General features: G+C 60.8%; 12 protein-coding genes. 10 read left to right on the top strand and 2 right to left on the bottom strand.

The features are described from left to right. Positions 1 to 67 precede the first annotated feature (67 nt). The 5 genes from PV760_RS00060 to PV760_RS00040 all read left to right on the top strand — a co-directional run bounded on the left by PV760_RS00060 (position 68) and on the right by PV760_RS00040 (position 8,364). A complete protein-coding gene (locus PV760_RS00060) occupies positions 68 to 2,464 on the top strand; it encodes a hypothetical protein (protein ID WP_354626880.1) in 2,397 nt (798 codons plus the stop codon). A gap of 421 nt (positions 2,465 to 2,885) precedes the next feature. Beyond that, the gene (locus PV760_RS00055; RefSeq protein WP_354626879.1) at positions 2,886 to 4,523 is read left to right on the top strand and encodes a peptide ABC transporter substrate-binding protein; all 1,638 of its coding nucleotides are present in this window, start codon (positions 2,886 to 2,888) and stop codon (positions 4,521 to 4,523) included. 211 nt (positions 4,524 to 4,734) lie between these two features. Then, positions 4,735 to 5,664, top strand: coding sequence for an ABC transporter permease (locus PV760_RS00050; protein WP_018776561.1), 930 nt, complete (start codon positions 4,735 to 4,737; stop codon positions 5,662 to 5,664). Then, the gene (locus tag PV760_RS00045; protein WP_018776560.1) at positions 5,654 to 6,637 is read left to right on the top strand and encodes an ABC transporter permease; all 984 of its coding nucleotides are present in this window, start codon (positions 5,654 to 5,656) and stop codon (positions 6,635 to 6,637) included. Before PV760_RS00050 ends, PV760_RS00045 begins: the two co-directional genes overlap by 11 nt. An 11-nt stretch (positions 6,638 to 6,648) precedes the next feature. Beyond that, positions 6,649 to 8,364 (top strand): ABC transporter ATP-binding protein, encoded by a 1,716-nt coding sequence (locus PV760_RS00040; protein ID WP_354626878.1) that lies wholly within the window; start codon positions 6,649 to 6,651, stop codon positions 8,362 to 8,364. 89 nt (positions 8,365 to 8,453) lie between these two features. Here PV760_RS00040 and PV760_RS00035 read toward each other — a convergent pair whose 3' ends face one another. Further along, a complete protein-coding gene (locus PV760_RS00035; protein ID WP_370874698.1) occupies positions 8,454 to 9,335 on the bottom strand; it encodes an SGNH/GDSL hydrolase family protein in 882 nt (293 codons plus the stop codon). A 244-nt stretch (positions 9,336 to 9,579) separates the two neighbouring features. On the opposite strand from PV760_RS00035, the gene typA reads away from it, so the two are divergent. Both typA and PV760_RS00025 read left to right on the top strand, forming a co-directional pair. Beyond that, positions 9,580 to 11,496: a translational GTPase TypA gene (typA, locus tag PV760_RS00030; RefSeq protein WP_018776557.1), complete on the top strand. Its 1,917-nt coding sequence runs from the start codon at positions 9,580 to 9,582 to the stop codon at positions 11,494 to 11,496. 35 nt (positions 11,497 to 11,531) lie between these two features. Then, entirely contained in the window at positions 11,532 to 11,948 is a 417-nt protein-coding gene (locus tag PV760_RS00025; protein ID WP_354626877.1) for a hypothetical protein, read from the top strand. Here PV760_RS00025 and PV760_RS00020 read toward each other — a convergent pair. Next, on the bottom strand, positions 11,896 to 12,132 hold the full coding sequence (locus PV760_RS00020; RefSeq protein ID WP_082499713.1) for a putative acetyltransferase: 237 nt from the start codon (positions 12,130 to 12,132) through the stop codon (positions 11,896 to 11,898). The two genes, PV760_RS00025 and PV760_RS00020, sit on opposite strands and share 53 nt — an antisense overlap. Positions 12,133 to 12,266: 134 nt before the next feature. On the opposite strand from PV760_RS00020, the gene fdxA reads away from it, so the two are divergent. The 3 genes from fdxA (at position 12,267) to PV760_RS00005 (ending at position 15,272) form a co-directional block, all read left to right on the top strand. Then, the gene (gene fdxA, locus PV760_RS00015) at positions 12,267 to 12,593 is read left to right on the top strand and encodes a ferredoxin (protein WP_018776555.1); all 327 of its coding nucleotides are present in this window, start codon (positions 12,267 to 12,269) and stop codon (positions 12,591 to 12,593) included. A 14-nt stretch (positions 12,594 to 12,607) separates the two neighbouring features. Next, complete coding sequence (dapC, locus tag PV760_RS00010; protein WP_079580638.1) at positions 12,608 to 13,756, top strand: succinyldiaminopimelate transaminase; 1,149 nt, start codon at positions 12,608 to 12,610, stop codon at positions 13,754 to 13,756. Between the two features lie 232 nt (positions 13,757 to 13,988). Then, entirely contained in the window at positions 13,989 to 15,272 is a 1,284-nt protein-coding gene (locus PV760_RS00005; protein WP_018776553.1) for a citrate synthase, read from the top strand. The last annotated feature ends 50 nt before the right edge of the window (positions 15,273 to 15,322 follow it).

Here is a 15,322-nt window from a genome sequence, read left to right as displayed (position 1 = left end):
AGCCATCGGTGCAGAAAGCGGCACCAAAAATATTGGCCCTACCAACGCCGGCCTCAAAACTGGGCCGGTGTCCAGCGTCGTCAGTTCTTTTGACGCAAAGTCGCTGATTCCGGGGGCCCTGGTGGGGGCCATTTCCTATGCAGCCGTTCTCATCACCGCATTTCTCTTCCTGATTCTGGCTCTTATAGGTGTGGCCATCAGCAACGGCGGCAACACCGATCTCCCGTCCAATTCGATGGTTTCCGGCGGTAATAGCAGCAGCATGCCGTCCCCGTGGTCCCTGATGGGTCAGTTGGCCGTTCAATTGGTAGTCATGAGCCAGCTTGGGGCGCTCGGCACGAGCATCGACGCAACATTTCCGTTAGTCGGAAGCGTCCAGGGTTCGGCATCATTCTTTGCCGTTCCACTGTTGTTGACTGCCATCTCAGTTGCAGTCCTGTTCCTTGCCGCACGGATTGCCGCAAAGCGGTCCGAAGCCCACACCACAGCCGGAATCTGGATCGAGGCAGCAACAGCCGGCCTCGTCTTCACCCTCTTGGTCAACGCCTTCGGTGCGATATTTGCCGTGAACCTGCCCATTCCCAATGTGAAGGTCAGCTCGATCGGGGCCGTGACCTTTGGCTCTGTGATTTTTGCGCTGATCCTCGGAACCCTCGCCGCATATTTGGGGCGGATGTCGGGTAAACCGCGCGTCCCGGCCCTTAGTGGGCCGGGTGCCGCAATCGGTCGGGCCTTCGAAGCTGTGGCCGTTCATTATGGTGTATTTCTTGCCATTGCGATTCCCGTCCTGGTAATTGCCATCGGCATTAAGTCCGGATGGCAGGCCTCGCTCTCTTCACCTTTGTGGGCGCCCACCGCAGGCTTTTTCATGTTCGGATTGGGCCACCTGAGTGCCGTTAGCCGCACCTGGAATTCCGGTTCCAGCATGTCTTCGTCGTCTAATTCATCAGGCTCGGATATCAGCTTTGGATTCGGCAATGCGCTCACCCAATTCGGCGTGCCGGGCTGGGCCGGGTGGCTGATGCTTCTCCTGGCATTGGTCTCCGTCGTGGTGGCTTCTGTTTTCTGGTACCTGCGCCGGGGGCCGGTGGTCAGCAACAAGATCACCGACTGGGTCCTGCTTCCCGCTTCTTTCCTGGTGGCCGGGACGTTGATGACGTGGCTCAGTGGCGTAACAGGAACGTTCGACGCCGGGTCGCTGGCTTCGGGGGCCGTCAGTATGACGCTGGCGTGGTGGACGCCGTTCATCTTGCTGCTTTGGGGCGGCGCAACGGAAGTTTCAGCACGTTTCCTGGCGCCACAGTTGAGCAGGTATGTGCCCTTGTCCCTGGCGGGCAGGATCGCTCCCGCCAAGCCTGTCGTTGCTGAACAGGCTGCCACCGCACCTGGTGACGGTCAATCCGTGCCGGCTCCCGCTGCGGCTCACCCGGCCCTGGCACCCAGAGAGCCCATGACTGCCCAAGCGAAGCGCAAGCTTGGTCTGATCCTGGGAGCAGCTGGTCTGGTCGTCGTACTGGTCGTCGGGGCATTCATCGCCGTCGATGTGATCAAGGGCAACAACGGACCAGACAAAGCCGTCGCCGGCTACCTCCAGGCGCTGCAGAATGGCGAGGCGTCCAAGGCGATGGCCATCGCCGATCCCGGCGTCGCCACTGACCAGCGAATTCTGCTGACCGATGAGGTCTATTCCAAGGCGGGCAAGCGCATCGACAGGTTTGAGATCGTGTCTACGAATGTCTCAAACGACACAGCCACCGTGGTTGCCGCCATGTACCAGGACGGCCGGAAACAGCAAACGACCTACCGTTTGCATAAGTCCAACCCGGAGTTCTTGGATGATCACTGGGTCATGGACTCCGCGTCTCCCCGGACTTTGCGCATTTCGTCCGACACCCCGGTGAAGACCCTCCTGATCAATGGACAGTCAGTTGATGTCAACCTCTCTGACAGCCGCTCCGTGACGTATCCCGCCTTGCCTGGCGAGTACACGGTGGAGTTGCCGTCCTCGGAGAAGTATCTGTCAGCTCCGAAGCTGACCACGATGGTGACCATCGGCACCGTGTCGACTTCTTCAACGGCCAGCCTGAAGGTGGAAGCTTCAGAAGCATTGAAGTCAGAGGCAATGGCCCAAATCGATGCCTACCTGGCTGAATGTGTGAAGTCCACCGAGGCCCGGCCGGCCAACTGCCCCTTGAACAGCTACAGTTCCTCGCGCTACACAAAGAACTTCCGCTGGGCACTCACCACCAAGCCCACGTTCGTTGTCAGCAAGGGCTACGGCGAAGCCCCGTGGCGTGTACGCACGTCGAATCCGGGGAAAGCGACCGTCACTTATGAGAAGGACAACTCATATGGTTTCGGGACGCCGGACTGGAAGACCACAACGGACACCACCTCAGTATCACTGAGCGCCAACATCAGCCTGGATGGCGGCAAGGTAAAGGTGTCGTTCAACAACTACTAGCATCCACAGCTTGAGGCCCTTCCCGGTTCGCCGGGAGGGGCCTCAACAGTATGGAGATCTTTTAGGTTCGGGAAAGTCAGCGGGAACAGCGGGCACGGACAGCCGTTGCCATTGACCCAGCCCATCCATGGGGCGAAAGATGAAGCGGGGACCAGGCTGCTTCTGCGGCTGAAATACGTCCTGTCCTGCTGTCAGACAGCGAATGCTACCACCGAGTAGTGTTTGACTTGAAATTCCCGTCGTTTTAGGCATGTAGAGGTTGCGGAACGGTTACAGTTTGGCCAGCACGTTCCAACATCCGGACGCAATGTGGGTAGGCTTACACTCACATGTAGGCAACGTCACAGTAGGAATCTGTGCCTTGCCTTGGGGGAACCTACCAAAATTCCCCTGATCAACTTCCCGACTCATAGGAGGCGGAATGCGTTTCTCGCGCACTTCCAAAGCTCTAGGCGTAGCGGCGGTCATCGCCCTCGCAATGACCGGTTGCGGCGGCGGCGGCAACAACGACTCCGGCGCATCCGGCGGTAACCCCAACAAGGTCATCATCGCTGACGGTTCAGAACCGCAGCGGCCGCTGATGCCGGCAGATATCAACGAGGTCGGCGGCGGAAAGATCGCAACGCTGATCTTCTCCGGGCTCGTTAGCTACGACCCCTCCGGCAAGCCGGTCAATGAACTGGCCGAGTCCATTGAGGCACCTGACGCGCAGAACTTCACCATCAAGATCAAGAAGGATCAGAAGTTCACCAACGGCGACCCCATCACGGCCAAGACGTTTGTTGACTCCTGGAACTATGGTGCAGCAGCGAAGAACGCTCAGCTGAGCGCAACCTTCTTCGAAAGCATCAAGGGCTACGACGAAACCAGTGCCAAGGGTTCCACCGTCGACACCATGTCCGGCTTGAAAGTTGTGGATGACACCACCTTCACGGTCGAACTCAAGCAGCCTGAGTCGGACTGGCCGTTGCGACTCGGCTACACCGCCTTCATGCCGGTCCCTGCCGCAGCACTCGCGGACCCGAAGACGTACGGCGAGAAGCCGGTAGGCAACGGTCCGTACAAGATGGCTGAGAACGGTTGGCAGCACAACGTGCAGATCCAGCTCGTTCCGAACGCCGACTACAACGGTCCCCGTAAGGCCAAGAACGGTGGCGTGACGTTCAAGATCTTCCAGAACGATGACGCCGCCTACCAGGATCTCCTGGGCAACAACCTGGACATCCTCCAGACGATCCCCACGAGCGCCCTCGCGAACTTCAAGACCGACCTCGGCGATCGCTTCATCGAGAAGCCGTATGCCGGTAACCAGACCATCGCCATTCCCGAGTACCTCCCCGAGTGGAGCGGAGAAGCGGGCAAGCTGCGGCGCCAGGCAATCTCCATGGCCATGAACCGTGAAGAGATCACCAAGGTAATCTTCAGCGGTGGCCGTCAGCCCGCCAAGGACTTCACGGCACCGGTTCTGGACGGCTACAGCGACAGCATCCCGGGCTCCGACAACCTCAAGTTCGATGCTGCCAAGGCCAAGGATCTGTGGGCCAAGGCCGACGCCATTCAGAAGTGGGACCCGAACACGGTCTTCACCATTGCGTACAACGCTGACAAGGGCGGCCACAAGGCTTGGGTTGAGGCCGTTACCAACCAGCTGAAGAACAACCTTGGTATCAAGGCTGAGGGTCTTCCGTTCGCTACCTTCAAGGAAGCCCGCGACCTTGCAACGTCTGGTAAGTTGACCGGTTCGATCCGTGCAGGTTGGCAGGCAGACTACCCGTCGCTGTACAACTTCCTGGGACCGATCTACAAGACCGGCGCAGGCTCGAACGATGCCCGCTACGAGAACCCCGCCTTTGACAAGGCCATCTCTGACGGTCTCTCGGCCCCCTCGGTTGCAGAAGGCAACAAGGCCATGAACAAGGCCCAGGAGATCCTTCTGCAGGACCTCCCGGCTATCCCGCTGTGGTACCAGGTATCGCAGGGTGGCTGGAGCACCGGCGTCTCGAATGTTGACTACGGATGGGACGGCGTCCCGCTGTACTACAACATCACTGGCAAGTAAATAACGATCGGCGGCGGGGGCGCTCTAGAGGCGCTACCGCCGCCGTATCGCGTTGCAAATCAATGACGCCCAACTCCGGTTGGGCGTCCTTGTGCAGGCATACTTGGACCGTCGGCCCTGAACTCCTGCACATCGAACGAAAAGGTTCTTCGATGAACAACTCCGCTGCACCCCTGGACCGGGTGCCTGCTGTTCGGGGTGTATTGCGCTAATGGCCACATACATCCTGAAAAGATTCCTCCAGCTGATTCCTGTCTTCCTGGGGGCCACCCTCCTTGTGTATTTCCTGGTCTTCAGCCTCCCGGGCGACCCCATTGCGGCACTTTTTGGGGACAAGCCTGTCAATGAAGCCGTCGCGGCAAAGCTCAGGGCGCAATACAACCTGGACCAGCCGTTTATCGTTCAATACTTGCTCTACCTCAAGAGCATTTTTACGTTTGATCTGGGCCAGGACTTCTCCGGGCGTCCCATCGCTGCCGTCCTTGGCGAAGTGTTCCCGGTTACGGCCCGCCTGGCTGTCATGGCACTGATCTTTGAAGGTGTTTTTGGCATTGCGTTTGGTCTCATCGCAGGTCTGCGCAAGGGCAAGCTTTTTGACGGCACTGTCCTGATCGCTTCGTTGATCGTCATCGGTATCCCGATTTTCGTGCTCGGTTTCCTTTTGCAGTTCTTTATCGGCGTCCAGCTGGGGTGGGCTAAACCTACCGTGAGTTCGGCTGCGACCATACCGGACCTTATTCTTCCGGCGATCGTCCTGGGGCTGGCCTCTTTCGCCTACGTTTTGAGACTGACCAGAACCAGTGTTATCGAGAACATGAACGCCGACTACGTTCGGACGGCCACTGCCAAGGGGCTTTCCCGTTTCCGTGTGGTCAACGTGCACATTCTGCGCAACTCGCTGATCCCCGTTGTCACGTTCCTGGGTGCTGACCTTGGCGCCCTCATGGGTGGCGCGATCGTCACCGAAGGTATCTTCAACGTACCTGGCGTAGGCAACAGGTTGTACAGGGCAGTCCTGTCCGGCGAAGGACCTACCGTGGTATCGATCGTCACAGTTCTGGTGCTTGTCTACTGTGTCTCGAACCTGATTGTTGACCTTTTGTACGCCTGGCTTGACCCGAGGATCCGCTATGACGCCTGATAACAACCTGACGGGGCAGGACACAGCCCCGCGTCACATCGAGCACTTCGTTGCGGACCTCGAAGAGACGCCACTGCAAGCCACTGACAAGGTAAAAGAAGACCAAGCCCCTTCCAGTCTTTGGGGAGAGGCCTGGAAGAATCTGCGTAAGCAGCCTCTGTTCATCATTTCGGCCTTCATGATCCTGGTCGTAGTCGTCGTCTCTCTGTTCCCGGGCCTTTTCTCACCGATCGATCCCTCTGGCGAAGCTTGCCAGTTGGCCAACTCGAACGGCGGACCTGTCAGCGGCCACCCGCTCGGCTTTAACAAACAGGGCTGCGATGTCTACGCACGCGTCATCTTCGGAACGCGCTCGTCTGTGACAGTTGGCCTCTTCACCACGCTTGGAGTTGTCATTTTCGGCGGCACAGTGGGTGCCCTCGCCGGTTACTACGGTGGCTGGGCTGACGCACTCCTGGCTCGGCTCACTGATATCTTCTTTGCTCTGCCCCTCATCCTTGGCGCAATCGTCATGATGCAGCTTCCCGTCTTCCGGGCCAACCGCACGGTGTGGACGCTCATCCTGATTCTGATTACCTTCGGATGGCCGCAGATTGCCCGAATCACCAGAGGCGCCGTCATTGAGGTGCGGAATGCGGACTTCGTCATGGCTGCAAGGTCATTGGGTGTTTCGCGCTTCCGCTCCTTGCTTCGCCACGTGCTGCCCAACTCTCTGGCTCCGATCATTGTTGTTGCCACCATCTCGCTGGGCACATTTATCGTGGCGGAATCCACCCTGTCGTTCCTCGGCATCGGATTACCACCAAGCGTGATGTCTTGGGGCAACGACATCCAGGCAGCGCAGGCATCGTTGCGATCCAATCCCATGCCTTTGCTCTACCCGGCTATCGCCCTTTCCATCACCGTTCTGAGTTTCATCATGTTGGGTGACGCCCTTCGTGATGCTCTGGACCCGAAAGCGCGTAAACGATGAAAGGCCAAGCCATGAACCCTTCCGTTCACATCAAAGAAGAATCCGCTGGCCTCGAACGTCCGTTGCTGGAGATCAGGGACCTGGCAATCAACTTCGCGACAAGCAACGGCGAGGTTAACGCCGTCAGGAACGCGCACTTCACTGTCATGCCGGGTGAGACCGTGGCGATTGTGGGCGAGTCCGGATCCGGAAAGTCCACCTCCGCCCTTGCAGCCATTGGTTTGCTTCCGGGCAATGGGCGGGTGGCTGCCGGAGAGATCCTTTTTGACGGCGAAGACATTGCCCATGCGAGCGAAAAGCGGATGATTGAGCTTCGTGGCAACTCCATTGGAATGGTGCCGCAGGACCCGATGTCCAACCTCAACCCGGTGTGGAAGATCGGTTTCCAGGTCAAGGAAACGCTGAAAGCCAACGGCCTTCCGTCCGGGCCGGAGGATGTCGCCAAGGTCTTGTCCGAAGCTGGTCTTCCCGATGCGGCGCGTCGTGCCAAGCAATATCCGCATGAGTTTTCGGGCGGAATGCGCCAGCGCGCGCTTATTGCCATTGGCCTTTCCTGCCAGCCGCGTTTGCTGATCGCGGATGAGCCCACGTCGGCACTCGACGTGACCGTCCAGCGACAGATTCTGGACCACTTGGACAAGATGACGTCCGAATTGGGGACCGCTGTACTCCTCATCACCCACGACCTCGGGCTGGCTGCCGAGCGGGCGGACAAGGTGGTGGTGATGTACAAGGGACAGGTTGTGGAATCCGGTCCGTCCCTCGAGTTGCTGCGTAACCCGAAGCACCCGTACACCAAGCGCTTGGTCTCCTCGGCCCCGTCCTTGGCCTCCCGGCGTATTCAGGTTGCCAAGGAACAGGGCGTTGAGTCCGACGAACTGTTGGCGCCCAGCGAACCTGTGGTCGTTGAATCCGCGCTGCCTGAAGAGGTCCTGAAGGTTGAAGACCTGACCAAGGTTTTCAAACTTCGTGGCGGCATCGGCAAAACCACGGACTTCAAGGCTGTGGACGCAGTGTCATTCTCCGTTCGTCGAGGGACTACCACAGCCATTGTGGGCGAGTCCGGCTCCGGTAAGTCGACTGTGGCGCAGATAGTGCTTAACCTGTTGGAACCCACCTCGGGGAAGATCATTTTCGACGGCGTTGACACATCAACGTTGAACAGCAAGGACTTGTTTAAGTTCCGCCGCAGGGTGCAGCCGATCTTCCAGGACCCTTACGGTTCCTTGGATCCGATGTACAACATCTTCCGAACCATCGAAGAGCCGCTGCGTACTCACAAAATCGGCACCAAGGCCAGCCGCGAAAAGAAGGTTCGTGAGCTGTTGGATCAGGTGGCGCTTCCGCAGTCGACCATGCGCAGATACCCGAACGAGCTCTCCGGCGGCCAGCGTCAGCGTATCGCCATCGCGCGTGCACTGGCATTGGACCCGGAAGTCATTATCTGTGACGAGGCCGTCTCCGCATTGGACGTCCTGGTGCAGGCCCAGGTGCTTAACCTGTTGGCCGACCTGCAGGACAACCTCGGGCTGACCTACCTATTCATCACCCACGACCTCGCTGTGGTCCGTCAGATCGCAGACCACGTTTGCGTCATGGAAAAGGGCAAGCTCGTGGAAACGGGGAGCACGGACGAGGTCTTCGACAATCCCCGCGAGGCCTACACGCAGGCCCTCTTGGATGCGATCCCCGGTGGTTCGCTGTTGCTGCCGCCCGCGGTGGCCTGACCGGCGTCGTAATCCTGCTGCCGTACAGCAGAAGAGCCGGTGGTTCCCTGGAAAGGGAACCACCGGCTCTTGCCGTTTAGTACGGTCGCCTACTTTGCCGGCTGCGGGTTGTCCGGGCGGGCAGTGAGGCCCAGGGCCGTTAGCTCGCGCGCCAGGGCGACACCAAGCTTCGCGTGTCCGGTCGCCCTCAAATGAACGCCGTCCTGTAGGTCACTGATGGCGTCGTATCGGGTGAGCCAATCGCCGGCACTGACGAAAGGAATGCCGTGCTTGGCGGCGATCCGGCCCAGGAGGGCGTCCACTTCCGTGCGTCGTCCGCCTCCGTTGCTGACGCCGCGGGCCAGGGTGCCGATCATGGCCAGGCGTGAGCCCGGGTAGCGGGTCTTCAAGGCGGCCAGCAGCCGCTCGGCGTTGCCGGTGATCTGAGCATCCGTGGCGCGCTGCGTGGCGTCGTTTCCGCCGCCCTCCACCACGATCAACGGTGGCTCGCCATAGGGGAGAACCCAGTCGCCGCGTTGCAAGGCGTCAATGTAGTTGCCGGTCTTGCCGTTGGTGGCGACGTATCCGGTACCGCCCATGCCCACCACATGCAGTTTGTAGCCGAGGGCTGCGATGCCTTGCTGCGGCCAGGAACCCGCCGGCATGGCTTGGGAATCACCGATCAATACGGCGGTGTGGCGGACATCGGCCAGCACCAGTTCGTTGCGGTTGTTCGTCGGATTCTTGTACAGGGAACCTGCCGGGAGATTCAGGGCGCTGGGTTGCGGGGCAACCCTGAGTGGTTTGTCAGCGGCGGCCGTCTGGGCGGGCGCGGGCGCAGCGGATCGTGAGGGGGCACTGGTTGGCACTGGGCTTGGTCCGCAACCGACCGTAAGGACGCCAACGGCGATCAAAGGTGCGATCATGCGAAACACGGCCGAAGATTGGCGCATTGATTGGTCTCCGTGGGGCACTGGTTCTGCTGCAATCATGGGGCACGGGAGCGGGAAAATCCAGCATCTTGACTTGTGTTTACGAACACGTGACCTGCTGTGACTGACGCCACAATTCATGGCCCGATGGCTTGCTTTTTAGGCTCAGAAATGCATCTGCGTTTAGACTGGATGCAGGTGCCCTGTGTCCCGGGGTCTTTTCGCTGTGTGTTCCGATCAAGTCGATCAGGTATGCGCGCGGATACAAACAGCTGACTTCACCACTGAATCGAGTCATTAACGCATGTCTGAAACCATCACCAACACTGCGTCGCGGAGCGATCTGCGCAACGTCGCGATCGTCGCACACGTTGACCACGGTAAGACCACCCTGGTCGACGCCATGCTCAAGCAGACCAACTCCTTCGCTTCCCACGGTGAGGTTGAGGACCGCGTCATGGACTCCGGTGACCTGGAGCGCGAAAAGGGCATCACCATCCTCGCCAAGAACACCACGGTTGCCTACAACGGCCCGTCGTCCAACGGCGAGACCATCACCATCAACGTGATCGACACCCCTGGCCACGCCGACTTCGGTGGCGAGGTGGAGCGCGGTCTGTCCATGGTTGACGGCGTTGTCCTGCTGGTTGACTCTTCCGAGGGTCCCCTCCCGCAGACCCGCTTCGTGCTCCGCAAGGCCCTTGCTGCGCACTTGCCGGTCATCCTCCTGGTCAACAAGACCGACCGCCCTGACGCCCGTATCGACGAGGTTGTCCACGAGTCCATGGACCTGCTCCTGGGCCTCGCTTCCGACCTCGCGGACGAAGTTCCGGACCTGGACCTGGACAAGGTACTCGAGGTTCCGGTTGTCTACGCCGCCGCCAAGGTCGGCCGCGCATCCCTGGACCAGCCGGCCAACGGCTCGGCCCCGGACAACGAGGACCTTGAGCCCCTCTTCAAGACCATCATCGAGCACATCCCGGCTCCGACATACAACCCGGACGGCGTGCTGCAGGCTCACGTGACCAACCTGGACGCATCGCCGTTCCTTGGCCGCCTCGCCCTGCTCCGCATCTACAACGGCACGCTCCGCAAGGGCCAGACCGTTGCCTGGGCACGCGCCAACGGCGAACTCAAGAACGTCAAGATCACCGAACTGCTGGCCACCAAGGCCCTGACCCGTGTTCCTGCCGAAGAAGCCGGTCCCGGTGAAATCGTTGCAGTTGCCGGCATCGAGGACATCACCATTGGTGAAACCCTCACGGACGCCGAGAACCCTCAGCCGTTGCCGCTGATCACCGTGGATGATCCCGCGATCTCCATGACCATCGGTATCAACACCTCGCCGCTGGCCGGTAAGGTCAAGGGCGCCAAGGTCACCGCCCGCCAGGTGAAGGACCGCCTGGACAAGGAACTCATCGGTAACGTCTCCATCAAGGTTCTCCCCACCGAGCGTCCTGACGCCTGGGAAGTCCAGGGCCGTGGCGAGCTCGCCCTCGCCATCCTGGTGGAGCAGATGCGTCGCGAAGGCTTCGAGCTGACCGTTGGCAAGCCGCAGGTTGTTACCAAGACCATCGACGGCAAGATCCACGAGCCGATGGAGCACATGACCATCGACGTCCCCGAAGAGTACCTCGGCGCCGTAACGCAGCTCATGGCAGCCCGCAAAGGCCGCATGACCAACATGGCCAACCACGGCACCGGCTGGTGCCGCATGGAATTCATCGTTCCGGCCCGAGGCCTGATCGGCTTCCGCACGAAGTTCCTCACGGACACCCGTGGCGCCGGTATCGCAGCTTCCATCTCCGAGGGCTACGAGCCGTGGGCCGGCCCCATCGAATACCGCACCAACGGTTCGATGATCGCCGACCGCGCCGGTGTTGTGACCCCGTTCGCGATGATCAACCTGCAGGAACGCGGCTCCTTCTTCGTCAAGCCCACGTCCGAGGTTTACGAGGGCATGATCGTTGGCGAGAACTCCCGCGCCGACGACATGGACGTCAACATCACCAAGGAAAAGAAGCTCACCAACATGCGTGCAGCTTCCTCCGACACCTTCGAGAACCTGACGCCGCCGCGCGATCTGACCCTCGAAGAGTCCCTCGAATTCGCCCGCGAAGACGAGTGTGTTGAGGTGACCCCGGATGCAATCCGTATCCGCAAGGTCATCCTGGACTCCAACGAGCGCGCAAAGGCCAACCGTGCCCGCGCCAAGTCCTAACACCCGCTGGTTCTGAACCGGTCAAGGACAGCTGCATGAAGAAGGGAGTCGCCGGTACGGTCCGTGGCATAGCCGCGGCCGTACCGGCGGCTCTTTTCGTTGCTGCGGCAGGAACGGCACTGCACCGCCAGGCCATCCAGTGGGCCGGCGTCGAGATCTTCTGGGGCGTTGCTGCGGCTCTGCTGCTCGTCGCTTCGGTCCAGTTATGGCTCGCAGCCTGGTCGCGCTCAATCGTCCCGACGGCGGTGGCCGGCGTGGTGGGCTATGCCGCCGTCGGCGTTTTGTCGTCGGCGGGGCCGTCCAAGCAGTTGGTGCTGGGCGACGCCGTCGGAAACGTCTGGGTTTTTGGGATCGGCGCTGTGACACTGGTCATGCTCGTGGCGGCCAGCCGCCTTCGAACTAGGACGCCTGTCGCCGCGGCGGTGGCGGCGGAACCTCTTTCGCCGCGATGACCAACGCCAAGGGAATTTCGACGTCGGCGGTGCGGGTCCGTACCGTGCAAACGGTGTCGTTGCTGCCCAGCAAGTAGCCCAGGGCGTCGGTGAGGCCTTCCTCGATCTTGTACCGCACCACCACCCGGATGCCCGGCGTTGCGTTGAGCAGGAACTGGCGGGGAGGCAAGTGTGGCGGATTCACCGTTTCATACTAAGACGCGGGCTAGGTTGGCGTGATCGCACTGTTGGATAATAGGCTCAGAAGTTGAGTGCCCGGCATCATGCCGGCAGTATTACCCGGCCATCGCCGGGACAAACCGTGGAGAGGTCTGGGACGTGACGTACGTAATCGCGCAGCCGTGTGTGGATGTCAAGGACAAGGCATGTATTGAAGAATGCCCTGTCGACTGCATTTACGAAGGTGAGCGTTCCCTCTACATCCACCCCGACGAGTGCGTCGACTGTGGTGCCTGCGAACCCGTATGCCCGGTAGAGGCCATCTACTACGAGGATGACACCCCGGAAGAGTGGGCCGACTACTACAAGGCCAACGTCGAGTTCTTTGATGACCTCGGTTCTCCGGGTGGGGCTGCCAAGATCGGCAACACGGGCAAGGACCACCCGTTCATCGCTGCCCTGCCCCCGCAGAACCAAGACCACTAAGGGCGGTAGCTAGGTTGATCTCAGCGGCACCGGCTTTCGGCCTGAACCTGCCTGACTACCCTTGGGAAGCCATGGCGCCGTATGTCGCCAAGGCTGCCAAACACCCGGGCGGCGCAGTGAACCTTTCCATCGGAACCCCGGTGGATCCCACCCCCGGACTGATCCGGGACGCGTTGGCCAACGCAGCGGACGCCCACGGCTATCCGACGGTGCACGGCACCGAGGCACTGCGCCAGGCTGTCGTCGACTGGTTCGCCGCCAGGCGCGGGGTGCCCGGGCTGGACCCGAAGGACGTCATGCCTACGGTGGGCTCCAAGGAACTGGTGGCCTGGCTGCCGTTCCTGTTGGGATTGAGCGCCGGTGACGTGGTCGTCCGGCCCACGGTCGCCTACCCGACCTATGACATTGGCGCCTCATTGGCAGGTGCCACGGCCGTTGCTGCCGATGACCTGGATGAGCTGGATCCGGCAACCCGTGCAAAGGTCCGGTTGGTCTGGATCAACTCTCCGGGCAACCCCACAGGAAGTGTCCGGGATGTCGGGTCGCTTCGTCGGATCGTAGCCCAGGCCCGCGAATTGGGCGCAGTGGTGGCCTCGGACGAGTGCTACGCAGAACTGGGATGGGGAGAATGGGATGCCCAGCGCGGGGGAGAGGCTGTCCCCAGCATCCTGGATCCCAGGGTCACAGACGGCTCCACCGATGGCCTGCTGTGCGTCTACTCGTTGAGTAAGCAATCCAACCTTGCCGGTTACCGGGCAGCCTTCGTCGCCGGTGATTCCGCGATCATCGCCAACCTGGTCAACAGCCGCAAGCATGCCGGCATGATCGTGCCGTTCCCCGTCCAGGAGGCCATGCGCGTGGCGTTGGGCGATGCCGGCCATGTCCTCGCCCAGAAAGATCTGTACAGGGGGAGGCGCGAGAGGATCGTGCCCGCCCTGGAGAAATTCGGGCTGCAGATCCACCAGTCCAAGGCCGGGCTTTACCTGTGGTCCACAGCCGGCGAGGCCACCTGGGACACGGTGGCAAGGTTCGCGGAACTGGGCATTGTGGTGGGGCCGGGAGTTTTCTACGGAGACGCCGGTAACGGTTTCGTCCGCGTCGCCCTGACCGGCAGTGACGAGCGAATCGATGCCGCCGTTGAGAGGCTTGTCGCCAACGCATAACAATGCTGTGACTTGCGCCACTTATAGCGCCATTCCGCCAGTAACCGGAGGCTGCGGATTAGTTCCGCGGGGTTACTGGAGGTAGCTTTTTAACTGACTATCAATGGTGGCCTTCTCTAAGAATGCACTCCGGCCGTTGGAGCCCTGCGACAGCGGGGCCGAAGGCGGCGGCACCAGAAGGTGGTTGGACAAGCGTTCGATAGAGGCCCAAAGGCCTCATGAAGGGGACTCCATGACTGAGACCACCAGCGCGACACTGCGCCATGCCGGCGGCGAACTCGAACTGCCGCGCATCAAGGTTGTAGAAGGAAACGAAGGCTACGACGTTTCCAAGCTGCTGAAGCAGACGGGCGCCGTTGCCTATGACCCCGGCTTCATGAACACAGCGGCCACCACCTCGGCCATCACATACATCGACGGCGACGCAGGCATCCTGCGGTACCGCGGTTACCCCATCGAGCAGCTCGCGCAGCACTCGAGCTTCCTCGAAGTTTCCTACCTGCTGATCTACGGCAACCTTCCCACCCCCACGGAGTTGGAAGAGTTCGATCAGCGCATCCGTCGCCACACGCTCCTGCACGAGGAACTCAAGGGCTTCTTTGGCGGGTTCCCGCGCGACGCCCACCCCATGCCGGTGCTTTCCTCGGCTGTTTCGGCGCTGTCCACGTTCTACCAGGACTCGCTGGATCCCTTCAACGCGGAGCACGTGGAAGTTTCCACCATCCGCCTCATGGCCAAGCTGCCCGTCATCGCCGCTTACGCACACAAGAAGTCCATCGGCCAGCCCATGCTGTACCCGGACAACTCCATGAACCTCGTGGAGAACTTCCTGCGCCTGAGCTTCGGCCTCCCGGCTGAGCAGTACGAAATGGACCCGGTTGTCGTCAAGGCGCTGGACCTCCTGCTCATCCTGCACGCAGACCACGAGCAGAACTGTTCAACCTCCACCGTCCGCCTGGTGGGTTCGTCCAACGCGAACCTCTTTGCTTCGGTGTCCGCCGGCATCAACGCCCTCTTCGGACCCGCCCACGGTGGCGCCAACGAGGCCGTCCTGAAGATGCTCCGCCAGATCCAAGCCGACGGCATCAAGCCCGAGGACTACATGGAGAAGGTCAAGAACAAGGAAGACGGCGTCCGCCTCATGGGCTTCGGACACCGTGTCTACAAGAACTACGATCCCCGCGCCAAGATCATCAAGGCAACGGCACACGAAGTCCTGGGCAAGCTCGGCGGCAACGACGAACTGCTGGATATCGCCATGCGCCTCGAAGAGAAGGCCCTGGCCGACGATTACTTCATCCAGCGCAAGCTGTACCCGAACGTCGACTTCTACACCGGGCTGATCTACAAGGCCATGGGTTTCCCGGAGAAGATGTTCACCGTTCTGTTCGCCATTGGACGCCTCCCGGGCTGGATTGCCCAGTGGCGCGAAATGATCAACGACCCCCAGACCAAGATCGGCCGCCCGCGGCAGCTCTACACAGGGGAGCCGGAGCGCAACTACCCGGCCAACTAGTTTCAGGCCAATAACGACGGCGGCCGTCCCACCTCACGCGAGGTGGGACG

This window comes from Paenarthrobacter sp. CC6 (genome assembly GCF_040560085.1).
Lineage (GTDB): Bacteria > Actinomycetota > Actinomycetes > Actinomycetales > Micrococcaceae > Arthrobacter > Arthrobacter nicotinovorans.
Note: the sequence above shows the minus strand (reverse complement) of the source record. Positions and strands in the feature narration are given on the sequence as shown.

What these genes read in the sequence shown, in the direction of transcription:
- typA (WP_018776557.1), top strand. Translation starts at nt 9,580, where the DNA reads ATGTCTGAAACCATCACCAACACTGCGTCGCGGAGCGATCTGCGCAAC.
- PV760_RS00025 (WP_354626877.1), top strand. Translation starts at nt 11,532, where the DNA reads ATGAAGAAGGGAGTCGCCGGTACGGTCCGTGGCATAGCCGCGGCCGTA.
- PV760_RS00035 (WP_370874698.1), bottom strand. Translation starts at nt 9,335, where the DNA reads ATGATTGCAGCAGAACCAGTGCCCCACGGAGACCAATCAATGCGCCAA.
- PV760_RS00055 (WP_354626879.1), top strand. Translation starts at nt 2,886, where the DNA reads ATGCGTTTCTCGCGCACTTCCAAAGCTCTAGGCGTAGCGGCGGTCATC.
- PV760_RS00040 (WP_354626878.1), top strand. Translation starts at nt 6,649, where the DNA reads ATGAACCCTTCCGTTCACATCAAAGAAGAATCCGCTGGCCTCGAACGT.
- PV760_RS00045 (WP_018776560.1), top strand. Translation starts at nt 5,654, where the DNA reads ATGACGCCTGATAACAACCTGACGGGGCAGGACACAGCCCCGCGTCAC.
- PV760_RS00005 (WP_018776553.1), top strand. Translation starts at nt 13,989, where the DNA reads ATGACTGAGACCACCAGCGCGACACTGCGCCATGCCGGCGGCGAACTC.
- PV760_RS00050 (WP_018776561.1), top strand. Translation starts at nt 4,735, where the DNA reads ATGGCCACATACATCCTGAAAAGATTCCTCCAGCTGATTCCTGTCTTC.